The sequence below is a fragment of the Paracoccus versutus genome (assembly GCF_029909795.1).
In the GTDB taxonomy this organism is placed as follows: domain Bacteria; phylum Pseudomonadota; class Alphaproteobacteria; order Rhodobacterales; family Rhodobacteraceae; genus Paracoccus; species Paracoccus versutus.
This window is the reverse complement of record NZ_CP038196.1, coordinates 631,138-646,583: the sequence shown is the minus strand read 5'-3', so window position 1 is coordinate 646,583 and position 15,446 is coordinate 631,138. Positions and strand designations below refer to the sequence as shown.

At 67.0% G+C, this 15,446-nt stretch carries 15 protein-coding genes and 3 pseudogenes; 9 read left to right on the top strand and 9 right to left on the bottom strand.

Annotation, left to right across the window (positions count from 1 at the left end):
- Window positions 1-147 precede the first annotated feature (147 nt).
- From E3U25_RS03150 to E3U25_RS03135, 4 genes are all read left to right on the top strand, one after another.
- On the top strand, window positions 148-1,368 hold the full coding sequence (locus E3U25_RS03150; RefSeq protein WP_166435419.1) for an MFS transporter: 1,221 nt from the start codon (window positions 148-150) through the stop codon (window positions 1,366-1,368).
- 140 nt (window positions 1,369-1,508) lie between these two features.
- Window positions 1,509-2,360 carry a universal stress protein gene (locus E3U25_RS03145; RefSeq protein ID WP_116221228.1) on the top strand — a complete coding sequence of 284 codons (852 nt, stop codon included), beginning with the start codon at window positions 1,509-1,511 and terminating at the stop codon, window positions 2,358-2,360.
- A gap of 266 nt (window positions 2,361-2,626) precedes the next feature.
- Window positions 2,627-3,730: an ATP-grasp domain-containing protein gene (locus E3U25_RS03140; RefSeq protein WP_116221229.1), complete on the top strand. Its 1,104-nt coding sequence runs from the start codon at window positions 2,627-2,629 to the stop codon at window positions 3,728-3,730.
- 83 nt (window positions 3,731-3,813) lie between these two features.
- Window positions 3,814-4,779, top strand: coding sequence for an alpha/beta fold hydrolase (locus tag E3U25_RS03135; RefSeq protein WP_116221230.1), 966 nt, complete (start codon window positions 3,814-3,816; stop codon window positions 4,777-4,779).
- On the opposite strand, the gene E3U25_RS03130 is transcribed toward E3U25_RS03135, so the two are convergent.
- Window positions 4,734-5,312 carry a DedA family protein gene (locus tag E3U25_RS03130; protein WP_036752694.1) on the bottom strand — a complete coding sequence of 193 codons (579 nt, stop codon included), beginning with the start codon at window positions 5,310-5,312 and terminating at the stop codon, window positions 4,734-4,736. The genes E3U25_RS03135 and E3U25_RS03130 overlap by 46 nt on opposite strands.
- A 482-nt stretch (window positions 5,313-5,794) precedes the next feature.
- On the opposite strand from E3U25_RS03130, the gene E3U25_RS03125 reads away from it, so the two are divergent.
- The gene (locus tag E3U25_RS03125; RefSeq protein ID WP_116221231.1) at window positions 5,795-7,843 is read left to right on the top strand and encodes a catalase; all 2,049 of its coding nucleotides are present in this window, start codon (window positions 5,795-5,797) and stop codon (window positions 7,841-7,843) included.
- 358 nt (window positions 7,844-8,201) lie between these two features.
- Here E3U25_RS03125 and E3U25_RS03120 read toward each other — a convergent pair whose 3' ends face one another.
- Window positions 8,202-8,498, bottom strand: coding sequence for a hypothetical protein (locus E3U25_RS03120; protein WP_116221232.1), 297 nt, complete (start codon window positions 8,496-8,498; stop codon window positions 8,202-8,204).
- 55 nt (window positions 8,499-8,553) lie between these two features.
- Window positions 8,554-9,117: a cupin domain-containing protein gene (locus tag E3U25_RS03115; protein ID WP_244294979.1), complete on the bottom strand. Its 564-nt coding sequence runs from the start codon at window positions 9,115-9,117 to the stop codon at window positions 8,554-8,556.
- A 122-nt stretch (window positions 9,118-9,239) separates the two neighbouring features.
- Here E3U25_RS03115 and E3U25_RS03110 point away from each other — a divergent pair, with 122 nt between their 5' ends.
- Window positions 9,240-9,887, top strand: coding sequence for a TetR/AcrR family transcriptional regulator (locus tag E3U25_RS03110; protein WP_166435420.1), 648 nt, complete (start codon window positions 9,240-9,242; stop codon window positions 9,885-9,887).
- On the opposite strand, the pseudogene E3U25_RS03105 reads toward E3U25_RS03110, so the two are convergent.
- The 4 genes and pseudogenes from E3U25_RS03105 to E3U25_RS03090 form a co-directional block, all read right to left on the bottom strand.
- Window positions 9,881-10,602 (bottom strand): annotated as a pseudogene (locus E3U25_RS03105) (amino acid ABC transporter ATP-binding protein). The gene E3U25_RS03110 and the pseudogene E3U25_RS03105 overlap by 7 nt on opposite strands.
- Window positions 10,599-11,117: an aminotransferase class V-fold PLP-dependent enzyme gene (locus E3U25_RS03100; protein ID WP_166435421.1), complete on the bottom strand. Its 519-nt coding sequence runs from the start codon at window positions 11,115-11,117 to the stop codon at window positions 10,599-10,601. Before E3U25_RS03100 ends, E3U25_RS03105 begins: the two are co-directional and overlap by 4 nt.
- A gap of 118 nt (window positions 11,118-11,235) precedes the next feature.
- A complete protein-coding gene (locus E3U25_RS03095; RefSeq protein ID WP_140848064.1) occupies window positions 11,236-11,484 on the bottom strand; it encodes a hypothetical protein in 249 nt (82 codons plus the stop codon).
- Window positions 11,485-11,633: 149 nt separating this feature from the next.
- On the bottom strand, window positions 11,634-11,870 hold the full coding sequence (locus tag E3U25_RS03090; protein WP_140848061.1) for an alpha/beta hydrolase: 237 nt from the start codon (window positions 11,868-11,870) through the stop codon (window positions 11,634-11,636).
- A gap of 473 nt (window positions 11,871-12,343) precedes the next feature.
- On the opposite strand from E3U25_RS03090, the gene E3U25_RS25000 reads away from it, so the two are divergent.
- Entirely contained in the window at window positions 12,344-12,658 is a 315-nt protein-coding gene (locus E3U25_RS25000) for a hypothetical protein (RefSeq protein WP_116221236.1), read from the top strand.
- Window positions 12,659-12,736: 78 nt separating this feature from the next.
- Here the strand turns inward: E3U25_RS25000 and E3U25_RS03085 are convergent, their stop codons facing one another.
- A complete protein-coding gene (locus E3U25_RS03085) occupies window positions 12,737-14,353 on the bottom strand; it encodes an SDR family NAD(P)-dependent oxidoreductase (protein ID WP_244294981.1) in 1,617 nt (538 codons plus the stop codon).
- A gap of 22 nt (window positions 14,354-14,375) precedes the next feature.
- Between E3U25_RS03085 and E3U25_RS03080 the strand changes: the two are divergent.
- A pseudogene (locus tag E3U25_RS03080) lies at window positions 14,376-14,720 on the top strand (TraB/TrbI/VirB10 family type IV secretion system protein); the annotation flags it as partial.
- 2 nt (window positions 14,721-14,722) lie between these two features.
- Window positions 14,723-14,905 (top strand): annotated as a pseudogene (locus E3U25_RS24995) (DUF2274 domain-containing protein); the annotation flags it as partial.
- A 27-nt stretch (window positions 14,906-14,932) separates the two neighbouring features.
- On the opposite strand, the gene E3U25_RS24990 reads toward E3U25_RS24995, so the two are convergent.
- Window positions 14,933-15,328 (bottom strand): LysR substrate-binding domain-containing protein, encoded by a 396-nt coding sequence (locus E3U25_RS24990; protein WP_084197276.1) that lies wholly within the window; start codon window positions 15,326-15,328, stop codon window positions 14,933-14,935.
- Window positions 15,329-15,446: the final 118 nt, after the last annotated feature.

The following is a 15,446-nucleotide window of genomic DNA, read 5'->3' as shown; positions in this document are numbered from 1 at the left end:
AAAACTGTCGCGGCGTGCCGTCAGGCATGATTCTCCTCTGCTGGCAGGACGCCGCTTGACCTTCAATCAACGCGGAGTTTTGTTATACTTGCAAACCGGAGTGGCCATGCGGCCATCGGGCTTTCATCCCTGTTTCTGGCCTCGCTGGTGCTGTTCACCGACGACTATGTCATCGCCGGCATCCTGCCCGAACTGGCCCGAGACCTGGCCGTCAGCGAGGGCCTGGCGGGCCAGTTGATCACCGTCTTTTCGGTGACGGTCGCAATCGCGGCGCCCCTATGCGCCATCCTTCTTGCAGGGCTCGGGCGCAAGCCCCTGATCCTGGCGGCCCTGCTGCTATTCGCCTGCGCCAATCTGCTGGCAGCATTCGCTTCGTCCTTCGCCCTGTTGATGGCAATGCGGGTCGCCGCGGCGCTTTGCGCGGCGGCAACCACGCCATCGCTGTTCGCCGTCGCAGCCTCGATGGCGCCAGAGGAAAAGGCCGGGCGCTACATCGCCGTGATCAGCCTTGGCGTCACCGGCTCGATCGCCTTCGGTGTGCCTTTGGGAACGTGGATCGGGGCCGCCTTCGGCTGGCGATGGACCTTCGGTTGCATGGCGATGGGCGGCCTGCTGGCCGCCATCGCGATAGGGCGACTGCTGCCGAGGTCGGAGCGTCAGCCGGCTTCGGACCTGAAGGCGCTGCTGGTTCCGCTGATGTCGCGGCCTTTGCTGCTCGGCTTTCTGGCGAATTTCCTGAACATGGCGGCAAGCATGATGCTTCTGACCTATCTCGCACCGGTTCTGCTGGCACTGGGCGATATCGGCCCGCAGCAAAGGGGGCTGGTCTTCGGCCTGTCCGGCTTTGCCGGGATGGCGGGGGTCTGGCTCGGCGGGCGCGCGATTGATCGCCGGAGCGCGTTTCGCGCCCTGATCATAGGGATGACGGCCTTTGCCATCGCCATGATCGGGCTGACGATCTTCTGGGCCTTGCGGCCCGTCCCGCTGCCCGGCCTGCTTATGGTAGTCGCCCTGTGGGCGGGATCGGCGTTCTGGAACGCGCCGGCCATCGCGGCAAGGATCATGGGCCTTGCCGGTGGGGCCGCGCAGCAGGCGATGGCGCTGAACACCAGCTTCACCTATCTCGGCGTGGCTTCTCGGCGGCATCCTTGGCGGCATTGTCCTCGATCTGGCCGGCGTCGCGTTCCTCGCGCCGGTTTCTCTGACGCTTGCCACCCTGGCCGTGGGCGTGCTGCACATGTCCCGCGGAAGCTAGCGGCGCGAAGCCCCCTGCCTTCGGGCCGGCCCCTGGTCCATCCTCGTGTCGGCCGAACGGTCGATAGGGTCTGCCTGCCGATCCCGACCTCGCCCTTCGAGATCGCAAGGTAGCGCAATGGCTGATTTCCCCACCTTTGCGAATGCACCGGCCTGCCGCCGGTAGCACCTAAAATCGTTTGCGCACAGACAAAGACAGGCAGGCTTGGGCGGCTGACGGCAACCGAAGCTCGCAATGAACGAAGGGACAGGCCATGAAGACGATCCTTGTTGCGGTTGATCCTCAGCACGATGCCGACCGGGTGCTTGCCCGCGCCGCCCAGCTGTCCGAACAGCACAAGGCAGCCGTGGTCGTCATGCACGTGCTCGACGATATGGGCGTCATGGAACCCGAAATGCGTGCCGCGGCAGGGCGGCATGCCCGTGCGACGCTCGAGACGCTCATCGACGCCCCGCGCTTTGCGAGGGCGCCGACCCTGAGGGTCGAGTTCGGAATACCGCATCGCTGCGTGACAAAGGCAGCGCATGAGCTGTCGGCCGACATCGTCGTGATCGGACCAGGGCAGCCCTCGACCCTGCTCCAGCGCGTGTTCGGCTCGACCGCGGATCGCATTGTGCGTATGGCATCAGTTCCGGTGCTTGTTGTCCGCGGCGAGCATGCGCGGCGATATGGCACCGTGGCCGCCGCCATGGATTTCTCGCCCTTGTCGGAGGCAGCTCTGGAAGCGGTCCGGGGGCTGGCGCCGGATGCACGGATCACCCTTGTTCACGCCTATGAAGCGCCTCTTCCCTTCGAGCAGGCGATGCTGCAGGCCGGCACCCTGCCAGACGATGCCGAACATTTTCGGCGGTCCAGGATGAACGATTGTCGCCGGCAACTGCTGGACCTGGCGCGATCCCATGGCCGCGAAGAGAACGTCCTGATTCTACAGGGGGCTCCCGGTGCCGCACTTGTGGAATTGTCCCAAGGCGGGCGCGTGGACCTTGTCGCCATGGGAACGCAAGGGCGAAGCGCGACCGCGGAGGTCTTGTTGGGAAGCGTCGCCAGGCGGCTGCTTTCGGAGGCGGGTTGCGATGTGCTGGTCGTTGGACCAGCGCGCGAATAGGACAGTGGCCGCGCCTGCCGGCAGAGCCCGCATAGCCGGGTCGAACGCTTGCTTTCGGGCAGCGGCGGACGGGACGACATGGTCTCTGGCGCGAAACGATGGGGAAGATCGGCGGGCGGCCCGCAAATCTGGACCTTTTGGCAGAATTGCGCCATGGTCGCCTTCTTCCGGGCGCTGCGTCGGAAGCCGGGACGCATCGCCGGCACAAGGTGGCTCGGTCATGCCCGCAGCGCGACACGCGACCCAGCAAAGGACGACCCGGACCATTGACCTGCACGCCTCAAGCCGCCTCTCTCCAGTTCCGTCCGACGGAGGGAGAGCGTTATCCCGCCTTCAAGCGCCACATCCCCGAGCGGCTGTTCTATGTGCTGCCCGCGCTGATGTGGCTGGCGCTGGCGATCCGATATCGCAGCCTGACGCTTCCCAGCGCCGCCAACCCGGCGATGGAGGCGGGCGGGCTGTGGGGGGAAAGCAAGTCGCAGGGGCTGGACCTGTTCGGGCCGCAGGGGCGGACCCGGCTGGCGGGTTTCGTCCGCCTTCGTCGTGAGGCGGCGGACATCGCCCCCCTCGACCGCGCGCTGACCGCCATGGCCGGGGCGGGGCTGGACTTTCCGGTCGTCGCAAAGCCCGACCGCGGCTATCAGGGCTGGGGCGTCAGGCTGATCCGGCAGGCCGAGGATCTGGCGGATTACCTGGCGGTGCATCCTCCGGGCACCACCATCCTGCTGCAGGAACTGGTCGATCTGCCCGGCGAGGCGGGGATCTTCTACCTGCGCCACCCCGGCCAGGCGCGGGGCCGCATCGTCTCGATGGCCTTCGTCTATCCGCCGCATGTGGTCGGCGACGGACGCAGCAGCGTGGCCCGGCTGGTCCAGGCCGACAAGATCCTGCGCCCGAACAGCGCCATCTATCGCGACCGGCATCCCGAAAGCTGGGAGACGGTGCCCATGCCGGGTGCCGCCCATATCCTGACCAATGCGCGCAGCGCCCGGCTTGGCGCGGTCTATCGCGACGCGCAATCCTTCGTCACGCCAGAGCTGGAAGCGGTGATCGACGAGATCTCGCGCGAGATCCCGGATTTCCATTTCGGCCGCTTCGACGTCCGCTTTCGCAGCGCCGAGGAACTGGCCGCGGCCCGCAGTTTCAGGATATTGGAGCTGAACGGCGCCGGGGCCGAGATGCTGCACATCTGGTCCGGCGGCCGCACGCTGCGACAGGCATACCGCGCGTTATGGCAGCAGTATCGCTGGCTTTTCGCCATCGGCGATGCCATGCGGCGGCGCGGGGCGCGGGTGGTGGGCCTGCGCGGCATGATCCGGCTGCAGCGCCAGCAGGAGGCGCTGCGGCGGATCTATCCCCCAAGCTCGTGAACGCCCCTTGCGCAGCTTCGCGCCGGGCGGGACAGTGCCATTGATCGGCGCGGCCAATCCGGCCCGGCGCAAAGGAGCCCTGCATGATCCCCGACCTGCCCCTCTGCCAGCCCCCCGGCGAAACCATCGTGGTTCCCGCGCCGGAACAGTCGCTGGCCGAAGAGGCGCTTGGCTTCGTGCTTGAGCCGTTCCAGCCGCTGCGCGAACAGTTCTCGGCCATCACCGGCCTCGGGCTGGAGCCGGACGAGGCATGGCCCGAGGAACAAGGCCGCACGGTCCGGCAAATGCGGCTGGCGCGCAAGGACGGGCAGGCATACCTGGGCTATCTGGCGGCCGGCCAGCCCGGCGGGCGGCGGGTGATCTTCCTGCATGGCAGTCCCGGCACCGCCGAGGAATGGGACAGGTTCCTGCTGGATGTCCCCGCCGGGCAGTATCACATGGCCGTGGACCGCCCCGGTTTCGGCGCGAGCGGCGAAGAACCCGAGACCGCGCTGGCCGGTCAGGCCGCCGCCGTAGCCCCGCTGCTGACCGCCGGCACGCGGCCTGCGGTTCTTGTCGGCTATTCCTACGGCGGTCCGGTCGCCTTGCGGCTTGCCGCCGATTATCCCTACCGGGTGGCGGGCGTCTTGTTGATCGGTGCCGCCGCCGATCCGCAGCTGGAGGAAACCCACCCGCTGCAGCAGCTGGCCGCGCTGGATTTCTTCGCCCGGCTTTTGCCCGCCGAGCTGGCCAATGCCAATGCGGAGCTTATGAACCTGCAGCCGGGACTTCAGGATCTGGCCGCCGATCTGGGGCGCATCACCGCGCCCGTCACCATCGTTCAGGGTCTGGCCGATACCCTGGTGCCGCCGGAGAACGTGCCCTTCCTGCAAGCGCATCTGCCCGAGAGCCCCGGCCCGCGGGTGATCCTGGTCGAAGAGGCCGACCATTTCCTGCCCTGGACCCATCCCGAGCTGCTGCGCGCGGCGCTGGATTGCGTGATCGGCGACGAAGAGGCGCCGCCTCAGCCGCCCGAGCCGTCCCCCTCGTCCTTGCTCGAGGCGAAATAATAGACCGTGAACCGATGGCTCAGCCAGACCGCGGCGATGACCAGCGCCGCCACGACCAGCCAGGCCCAGTTGCCCAGCAGGTCGAACAGGACGAGGTTGAGACCGAACGCCCCGAAGAACAGCGCCACCGTGTAGACCGCCGCAACCACGCCGTTCACGATGGCGAACCGGCGAAAATCCACCCGCAGGAAGCCGCTGGCCATGAAGATCGGCGGCAGCAGCCGCGCCAGCAGCGCCGCCGGCCAGACCCCGCGATCCAGCAGGTGCCGCCCCCGCTCCAGCATCTTCCCGTCGATCCAGCGGCGGACAAGCGGGCTGCTTCCGGCCAGCGCGCCGATCCCGTAAAGCGCCCAGTCGCTGACGATATTCCCTGTCACCAGCGCCACCAGAGCCAGCGTGGTGCCGATCTCTCCGGCGGCAGCCAGCGCCGCACCGGCGACGATCGCCCCTTCCTCCATGACGAAATTCGCAAGAAACAGCAGCACGGCCAATATCAGCGGATTGCCCAGATACTGTTCGATAAGGGCCTCCACCGGGCGGATCCTCCTGGGGCATGGGGCATGATGGGTCTAGCTAATGGCACCCGCCTGCCTCCGCAAGCCGGGCACCGGACAAAGCTTCATCGCGGGCGTGACCCACGCGCGCCTGTCCAGCACCGGCCGGAGAAATGCGCTATTCGCCGAGCGAGAGGCGGGGGCCCGCCGGCGATCCACCTTTCCTGAAATACGGCTCTGGCCATGGGGAAGGGCCAGGACAAAGCTGCGGCAGGAAGCCCGCCAGAGCCAGCTTGCGACCGCCGGCCGCCGGTTGCTGCGGTCCCGCGGGGAAAGCCCTACGCTGGCATGGATCGCTGCGCCTGTCCGAAACCGATCCGCGTCGCCGGGGCCGAGCGGCCGCGCCTCGACGCATGACGGCACCCTGCGGGGAACCGTTGCTCTTGCCTGACGTTGGACCATCTCCGGCGGCGCTGGTCGGCGTGCCAGTGCCCACCCACCTTCATGGCAGGCGAGGAACGATGGCACCGAATCCCGACAGGACTGAACAAGGCAATGCCGGCGAAACGCAGCAGCGCGGCGGCGAGACCCTGACCACCAACCACGGCATCCCGTTTTCCGACAACCAGAACAGCCTGCGCGCGGGCCATCGCGGCCCGACGCTGCTGGAAGATTTCCTTCTGCGCGAGAAGATCTTCCATTTCGACCATGAGCGCATCCCCGAGCGCATCGTCCATGCCCGCGGCTCGGCCGCGCATGGCCATTTCGAATGCACCGACCCGATCCCCGAGCTGACGCGCGCCAGCCTCTTTGCCAAGAAGGGCAAGAAGACCCCGGTCTTCGTGCGCTTTTCCACCGTCGCGGGCGGGGCGGGCTCGGTCGATACGCCCCGCGACGTGCGCGGTTTCGCGGTCAAGTTCTATACCGACGACGGGAACTGGGATCTGGTCGGCAACAACATCCCGGTCTTCTTCATCCAGGACGCGATCAAGTTTCCCGACCTCGTGCATTCGGTCAAGATGGAGGCCGACCGGGGCTATCCCCAGGCCGCCTCGGCCCATGACACGTTCTGGGATTTCGTCTCGCTGATGCCCGAAAGCCTGCATACGGTGATCTGGGCCATGTCCGACCGCGCCATCCCGCGCAGCTATCGCATGATGCAGGGCTTCGGCGTCCATAGCTTCAAGCTGGTGAACGACCAGGGCGAGACCCGTTTCGTCAAGTTCCACTGGCGCCCGCGGCTGGGCATGCAATCGCTGGTCTGGGACGAAAGCGCCAAGATGCAGGGCGCGGACAACGACTATCACCGCCGCGACCTCTACGAGGCGATTGCAGCGGGCGACCATCCCGAATGGGACCTGGGCCTGCAGATCTTCGACCAGGAACTGGCCGACAGCCTGCCCTGGGACGTGCTGGACGCGACCAAGATCATCCCCGAGGAGATCGTGCCGCTGCGGATGGTCGGCCGCCTGGTGCTGGACCGCAATCCCGACAATTTCTTCGCCGAGACCGAGCAGGTCGCCTTCCTGCCCTCCAACATCGTGCCGGGGATCGAGTTTTCCGACGACCCGCTGCTGCAGGGGCGGCTGTTTTCCTATCTCGACACGCAGAAATCGCGGCTGGGCACGACCAATTTCCACCAGATCCCGGTGAATGCGCCGAAATGCCCCTTTGCCAACATGATGCGCGACGGGATGATGCAGACCCAGGTGCCGAAGGGCCGCGCCAATTACGAGCCGAACAGCCTGGACCAGGCAGGCGAAGACCCCGGCCCCCGCGCCAGCGCCGAAGGTTTCGCCACCGCGCCGCAAGAGGTTTCCGGCCCCAAGCTGCGCATCCGGGCCGAAAGCTTCGGCGATCACTACAGCCAGCCGCGCCTGTTCTGGCGCTCGCAGACCGCGAACGAGCAGGCGCATATCGCCTCGGCCTTCGTCTTTGAACTCTCCAAGGTGGGGCTCGGCCATGTGCGCAGCCGCGTCGTCAGCCATCTGCGCAATATCGACGAGGATCTGGCCAAGCGCGTGGCGGCGGGCCTCGCGATCGAGTTGCCCGAGGCGGCAAAGCCGTTCCGCGACCCGATCGATATCGCGCCTTCGGACGCGCTGTCGATCCAGAAGAACTGGCAGCCGACGCTCAAGGGGCGCAAGGTCGGCATCCTGTTCGCCGAAGGCTCGGACAAGGCGGAGCTCGACGCGCTGGTGGCGGCGGTCGGAAGGGCCGGCGGCACGCCCTTCACCATCGCCCCCAAGGTCGGCGGCATCGCGCTGGCGGGCGGCGAGGCCAAGGCCGACGGCCAGCTTGCCGGCTCGCCCTCGGTGCTGTTCGACGCGGTGGCGCTGGTCCTGACCGAGGAGGCGGCGCAAAAACTGGCGCGGGACGGCGCGGCGGTCGGCTTCGTCATGGACGCCTTTGCCCATCTCAAGGCCATCGGCCATACGCCGGGCGCGCAACCGCTGCTGGACCGCGCGGGGATCGAGCCGGACGAGGGCGTCACCGATCTTGCCGCCCTGCCCCAGGCGGCTGCCCGCCGCTATTGGGACCGCGAGCCCAAGGTTCGCGACCTGGCCTGACCCCCGGCCCGCCCCGCAACGGGTGGGCCTTTCCATCTTTCGGCAGATGCCATGCCCGCGCAGGGCGCCAAGTCCCGCAAGGACGATCTGCGCGCCGGAACACCCTTCCGGGTCACGGCCGCAAAGCCCCTACCCCGCGGCTGACCCGCGACCGCCTCGACGTCATCGGGCGCACGCATCACGGGCTGGGGCCGAGGCGGGTTAGGGAAATCCGTCCTGATCCAGGACCGCCGCCCGCCGATGCGCGGCTCGTCGTCTCGACCGCGATGATCCCGCCCCAGTTCGGCGTGCGGACCGACAGGTCAGCGCTGCGGATGCACCTATCGACAGCAACCGACGACAAAGCGGACACGAGGCTTCAATCCGCCCATCTCCTGTCGCAGGAAGACCCGCGCCCGCAGCCGCGGTCCCGAAGCGGTTTCGAGCATCGGATTTCCTGCCGCCCGCGCGCGGATGCGATGTCCGAGCCCGCCACCGGATATGGCGCGACCGTGAGTGCGAAGGTCTGCAATAGCATTTCCAGGGCGATGAAGCCCAGTTGCACCGCCTTGCGCGCGCCTGGCAGGCTGCTGAAAAAGGATTTCGAGAGGTCGCCGCAGCGGAAATCGTTCTGGATCCAGCTAATATCGGCCCGAAAATGGGGTGTTTTCGGCAAATTTGAGGCGGATTTCCCGGTTCCTCGCCCGCGCTGTCCTGTCGCAAGGACTTTTTCAGCAGCCTGCTAGCAGGGCGCGCGCCGAGACCGACCTGCAATGCCCCGAAAGGTGGAGCAGGCGCGCCATCCCCTCGGCATCCGGCCGATCCGTCCTGATCGGCCTGGCCTGCAGTTCCTGCGCCATGATGCTGCGGCCCCCAGACCACAGGTGCGCAGGCTGCGCCCCGATCTCCGCCTCGCGATCCTTGCGGCGCTGCGTGCCGCTGCGATGGGTGATCGCCAGCAGGACCGACGGTTCCCTGAGCCGCAGCCGATGCCAGCTGCCCGCCGGCACCACCTGGCCGGTCCTCGGTGCCAGTTCCACCGTGCGCATGCCGCTGGCAGCCTCAAGATCCAGCTCCAGCCTGCCGGAGCAGAGGATCAGCAACTCATCGCCACCGGGATGCATCTCCCAGGAGTCCGGGTGAACGTCCTCGGGGCGTTCGGCAGGGAAGACGGCGAGCGTCCTGCCCTCCGCCGGCCGGTCGCCGGAGGCCAGCGACACCGGGCGGATCCGCGGCCCGTCCTCGAGGTGCAGGTGAAAGCGGCTCAGGTCGAGCCCGGAATTCGTATCGGTCATGGCGTTTCTTCCTTTCCGGCCGCGATGTCCTGCGGCCTTGCTTGCATCGATGCCTGGAATATGTGACGAATCCCTCGGCTTTTATATTCGCATTCCCCGTTCATGACCGGAGGATGGTGCAGATGGATGTGAATCCACGCAAAATCCCGCGCCAGAGCCGGGCGCGCGCCACGGTTCGGGCGATCATCGAGGCGACCGCTCAGGTTCTGGCGCATGCCGGGTTCGAGCGCATGACCACCGCGATGGTGGCGGAGCGGGCCGGCGCCAGCATCGGCTCGCTCTACCAGTATTACCCGAACAAGCAGGCGCTGGCGGCGGCGGTGGTCGATCATTACGGCGAGGTCTTTGCTGCGCGTTTCGCCCAGGCGATTGCCGCGCCGGGCGAGACGCTGGCCCGGGCGGTCGATGCCCTGGTCGCGACCGCCTTCCAGGACCATCCGCATGATCCCCGGCTGCACAAGGTGCTGATCGAGATCGCGCCGCGCGTCGGCCGGGCCGAGCATCGCAAGGCGCTCAGCGCCCGCATCGCCGCGCTGATCGAGGCGCGGTTGCGGCGCCATGCGGACGAGTTGGCCGCCGATCTCGATCCGGCCGAGGCGGCGGCGATGCTGGAGGCCGTGCTGGAAACCGCCGCGCACCGCGCGCTGGAACAGCATCCCGCCGGCCTGCCGACCGCAAGGCTCGCGGCCCAGTGCCGGCGGATGATCATGGCCTATCTGACATGCCCGGGGGAGCCGCTTGAATGGGGCAGAGGTCGTACGGATCAGTGAATGACCTGCTGCAAGGACTTCCGCGCGCGGGCTTTGCGGGTTGGCGAAGAAAACGCCGGGCACCGTTTCCTCGATCTTTTCGCCGCGATCCATGAAGACGACTCGGTCGGCGACCTGCCGCGCGAAACCCGTCTCATGGGTGACGCACAGCATGGTTATGCCCTCCGCGGCCAGTTCCACCATGGTGTCGAGCACCTCCTTGACCATCTCGGGGTCCAGCGCCGAGGTCGGCTCGTCGAAGAGCATCACCCGCGGCTGCATGCACAGCGCCCGCGCGATGGCGACGTACTGCTGCTGGCCGCCGGAAAGCTGGCCGGGATGCGCACCTTGGTCAGGCAATGCATGGCGCGCTCCTCCGCCTCGGCCTTGCCGAGGCCGCGCGACTTGCGCGGGGCGATGGTGCAGTTTTCCAAGATGGTCAATGCGGGAACAGGTTGAAGGGCTGGAAGACCATGCCAACCTCGCGGCGGATGGCGGCGACGTCCTTGGTGTCGCCGGTCAGCCGGTGGCCATCGACCAAGATCTCGCCGCTGTCGTGCCGCTCGATGCGGTTGATGCAGCGGATCAGAGTCGATTTTCCCGAGCCCGAGGGGCCGCAGATGATGATCTTTTACGCCCTTCGCGGGCTCCAGGCTCACATCGCGTGGAAATTGCCGTAATGCTTGTTGGCCTCGATCAGCCTGATGACGGGGTCCGCGGGAACGGGGCTGTTCATGGCCGGAAACCTTCCTGCTCCTGGATCTCGGCGACGCCGATGCCCTCCAGCAGTTCCAGCGCCCCGCCCAGCCCCGGCACGGCGGGCAGGTTGAAATTGCCGATCTCGAACCGGCGGGCGGTGCTGGCGATGACCATGTTGTCATGCCGCGCGATCAGGTCGGCGGGCGGGTTCTCCCGCGTGATCGCGGCCATGTAGCTGGGCCGAGCATCGACCACCTCGCAGTTCCAGTCAAGAAAGCCCAGCCCCTGCGGCAGCAACAGCCCCTTGCGCGTGCCCGAGCCGACGAAGGGGACGCCGATCTTCTTGACGTCCACCAGCACGACACCGATGCCCTGCATCACGTCCACCACGAAGAAAATCCCGCGTTCCCGGCACAGCCGACCGACACTTTCGACATCGAACGGATGCCCGGCATGGAAGGCCACCAGCGACATCGGGACGGTGCGGGTCCGCTCGCCCAGGTGCCGCTCGAAAAAGGCGCCGTCCACGACCTCGTCCACGACCTGGGGCATCGGCAGGAAGCGGGTCTCGGCGCCCTTGCGGGACAGGTTTAGGCATTGTTGGGATGATCGCCCTCCAGCATCAGCACCTCGTCCCCGGTGGCCAGCGGCAGGGCGTTGGCGGCGATGGTCATCGCCTCCGAAGTGTTGAGATCTCTTCGCGGGCGGCATTCACGAATGCAGCCGTTTGGCCGCGCACCGCCTCCATGCCGGCAAGCCATTCGGACTTGGGACCGGCAGTGTCGAAAAACCAGGCGATGAACGCCTCGAGCCGCTCTTTCACCGGCACCGACAGCGGTGACTGAAAGCCCGCATCCGGACAGGTCATCCGCTCTACCGCCGGGGAAAGCCGCCGCACCGCGGCAACGTCATAGGACATGGATTGCACCCCGTGGATCGACCGTCAGCAAGGCGCTCCCCCCCGATGATCAATTTCCCTGATCAATGATTTGGCGGCAAGCTCGGCGCGGAACGGGTCGCAGCGGCGGCTCTGACCTTGACGCACCGCCGCGGCGCTTCAGCGCGAGCTTAGCCCATATACCTGGCGAGGTATGCCAGCGCCTTCTCGGGGTGGCGGCCGAACCAATGGTAGCCCTCCTCGCAGTGCTTGGTGGTGCCCTCGATCCAGTGCAGCTCCTTGTCGGTGCTGCCCAAGGCGTCGAACGCGCCCTGCCCGTCGCTCGGGTTGTTGATGAGCCAGTCGTCCTTCACCTGCCACATGAAGACAGGAAGCCTGACGTTCGGAGCCCAGATTCTGCCGGACATGGACCTGCCAATCTCTGTTGCCAGTCCCACCGACGACACGCGCCACTCGCTCTCGCCGCCCATAACGCCGTGAAAACATGGACCGGCACTCGGTGCCGTCGCAAAGATCCTGAATTATGCTTCGCATGGATCTTTGAGTTTTATGTAACTATGCTCCTTTGGGGACGCTCGAATGATGAGGGATTTGGCCTCCACCGGCAGCGTATCAGCGCAGGTTGCGCCAAGAGCCGATCCTCATGCCATGAGGAACCAACCAGGGACGGGCATGACATCGTCTTTCTCGGCTTGGATATTTCAAGGCCGGCACGTCGTGGCACCGCGGAAGGGCCGCCACGGGGACGCCTTGCACGATTGGGCGCTGGCTCCCCGCCGTGGCGCGGCCAGGGATGCCGGAGGAACGTCAGGCTGATCTGCGCCGCTGCCTTCGTGGTCGAGATCGGCGATAGGTGTCGTCTGCGAACCGACGCCAATTTATGGCCTATCCTGGATCGGCGCCTTCGAAACGCTCCACCGGAGACGGCAGGATCACGCGCACCGGCAATGCCCGGATCAGGAGCGTGCTGGCAAAGAGCGCCTGCGCCCACCGCTATCCGGCCCAAGTCGGGACGAAGAAATACGGCGAGGCACGCCATAGGCCGGAGGAGGTGCCCCAGATCGCCGGAAAGGCGCAATCGCGACCGACGAAGCGCTGCCCGGCGTTGATCGCATGCGGCAACCGGAAGACACCCTCGCAACGAAGGCGATCGCATGAGGAGTGGCGGCATTCACCCAGGCGATCACGCGATTGACCCCATCGGTCCGCGATCCTGCGCCGGGCAAACCGCCCCGATATCCGCTCCTCCCTCCTCGTTGCTGTCGCGACCGTCTCAGTGCAGGGTCAGCCCGCCGGTGGGGCTGAGCACGGCGCCCGTCAGGTAATCCGCATCGCTCGAGGCCAGGAAGGCCACGACATTGCCGATATCCGTAGGCGCCGCCACCCCCAGCGGGCTGCGTTGGATGACGCGCTGATACTGCTTGCGGTGATGTTCCGAGACAGCGCCTTCGCGCTCGAACGCCGCCTCCCAGGAGGGCGAGTTGCGCACCAGCGTGACGCAGACGCAGTTTACCCGGATCTTCTCGGGCGCGAGTTCCCTGGAGAGCAGTTTACTGACCTGGATCAGCCCGGCCGAGAAGGCCGAGATGCCGGTCTGGCCTGGGGTCGGCACCCGGCCACCCTCGGAGGTGACGAAGACCACCGATCCGCCGCCGCGCTGACGCAGAGCGGGGATCGCGGCCTGCACCACCCGCAGCTTGCCCAGCAGGGCGCGGCCGACGAAGCCCGCCACCTGCTCGAGGTCGATGCCTGGGAACGGCCCCCGCACCTCGGGCGAGCGTGCCTCGTCATCGCTGCCGCCGGCGTTCGGCACCACGATGTCGAGTCCGCCGAAGGCCTGCACGGCGGTTTCCACCGCCGCTTCCATGTCGGCCTTGTCCCGCACATCGCCGGGCGCGAACACCGCCTTGGCCCCCAACGCTTCGATCTCGGCAATGGCCGCCGCGGCCTTCTCGGGGCTGCGGCCGTTGATCACCACATGGGCGCCGCGCCCAGCCAGTGCCATCGCCACACCGCGGCCGATGCCGCCCGTTCCGCCAGTGACCAGCGCCACCTTTCCATCCAGATCCGCCATATCGCTCCTCATTCCATCCTGTTCAGTAGTAGCCCGGCCTGCCGCAGCCCGGCCAGTTCGTCGTTCGTCACGCCCCAGCCCCGCAGCGCCCCGGCGGCGCCGGCCGGTCGCGGAACCATCCTGGCGTGCGGCTGAAGCGCGGCGCAACCCCGGACTGCAGCACGCCCTCGCGCGCGGCCAGCGTGGCGCGGGCGCGGGCGCGCAGATGCAGATGCGCGGCAGTCTCCTCGATCGAGAGCACCGGGGTGATGCGGGCCTCGGCCGCACCCGCAGGGCGGCCCATTCGGTGCGGCGGCAGACGCCGGCGGCGAACTGTTCCCGCAACACCTGCCGCATGGCGCGGGTCTTCAGCTTGGTGATGTTCAGCCCGGCATCGGGTTCGGTGATGCCGAAACAGGCCATGGCCCTGCCCTGGATCATCGGCAGCAACATGCGCTGGCGTTGCTTCTCGGTGCCGAACAGAACGATGGGCGCGAGGCAGAGGATGTCGAGATGAATGGCCGAGGCCGCCTGCACCGCACCGCCCGATTCTGTCATGGCCCGCAGGAAGATCGCCGCCTCGGAGATGCCGAGGCCGGCGCCGCCATAGGCCTCGGGCGAGGGTACGCGCACCGCCTTCTCCATCGCCGCCCCGTTGGCGCGCAGCTTGAGCCCGGCGACATCGCCGAGCCCGGCCACCTGCTTGCCGGTGGTCATCACCGTATAGGGGCGCAGCGACGAGACGAACAGCACATGGATGCCCTGGGGCTTGTATTCCTGTTCGTTCAGCAGCCCGCCGTCCTGCGCCAGGTCCCAGACCGCGCCATCGCCTCGCAAGAGGTCTCGCAAGAGGTCTTGTAGGCTGATCTTTCCCGATGGCCGCTCCCTGGTGCTGGAACGCTCGCCGGGCACCGATGCGCAGGACTTTACCGGGCTCGAGGACGGCGTCGATTACCGCTGTGCGGAAATGTCCAAGGCTGCCGGTCTCTCGACCGTTCTCGCCATCGGCACCGAGATTGGCAGCAAGGACAACGATCCCCTGGTCCGCGCCACCCGCGAGCGCGCCGACGGGATCATCACCGATGCCGGCCAGCAAATCGTCGAGCGCCGGTTGCAGATCGCGCCGACCCTGACCATCCGGCAGGGCTTTCCGGTCGGGATTCCGGTGACGCGGGATTTGGTCCTGGAACCACAGGGAGGTTGATCATGGTAAAGCTGAAGCTCGGACCCGTTGCCGATGACAAGCCGATGAAACTGGCCATCGAACTGCCCGCGGCGCCGTTTCTCGATCTTGTCGCTTACGGGCAGATCCTTGGGCGTGAATCCGGAAGGACGCCCGTCGTCGCACCGATGCCGGAGCGCCTCGTCATCACGGATCGGGGGTATGCAAAGGCGAGGCGAGACAGGCGGACCGGCTCATCGCAAGGCTATCAGGCCATTTTCTGGTCCGCGATTTCCGGCCTTCCGGCGTGCCATTTCAAGGAGCCGCCGTGCGACCGGGTTCGCGTGGGGTTGAGAGCATACCGCGCTGAACCTGACCGGCTCCTGGAGTTCCGCCAGGGGGACGGACCCGACGCCCTCGCGTCTCTGCTGGGCCGCCGAAGACAGCAGCAATGCCACGCAGAAGCCGTCGGACACCATGTCGAGAAGGCTTTCCCGGCCGACGGACTGTATCCACATGCGACGATCACCCCCTCTGCCTGAGAGCTTCCCCTGGAAGTAGACGTCGAGTTCGGCGCCGGTCCCTCTCGACGGGACAAGGAACACCTCGCTGGCAATGACTTCCCAACGCGGGGTTTCCCGGTCGCGCAGCCGATGGCCTTTGGGCGATGCGCAGAGCGCCTGCTCGCTCCGCTATCCGGCCGTCTTGCAAGCCGAGACCTCCACGACATTCGGCAGGAACGCACGGATCTCTCCCAAATGATCGATA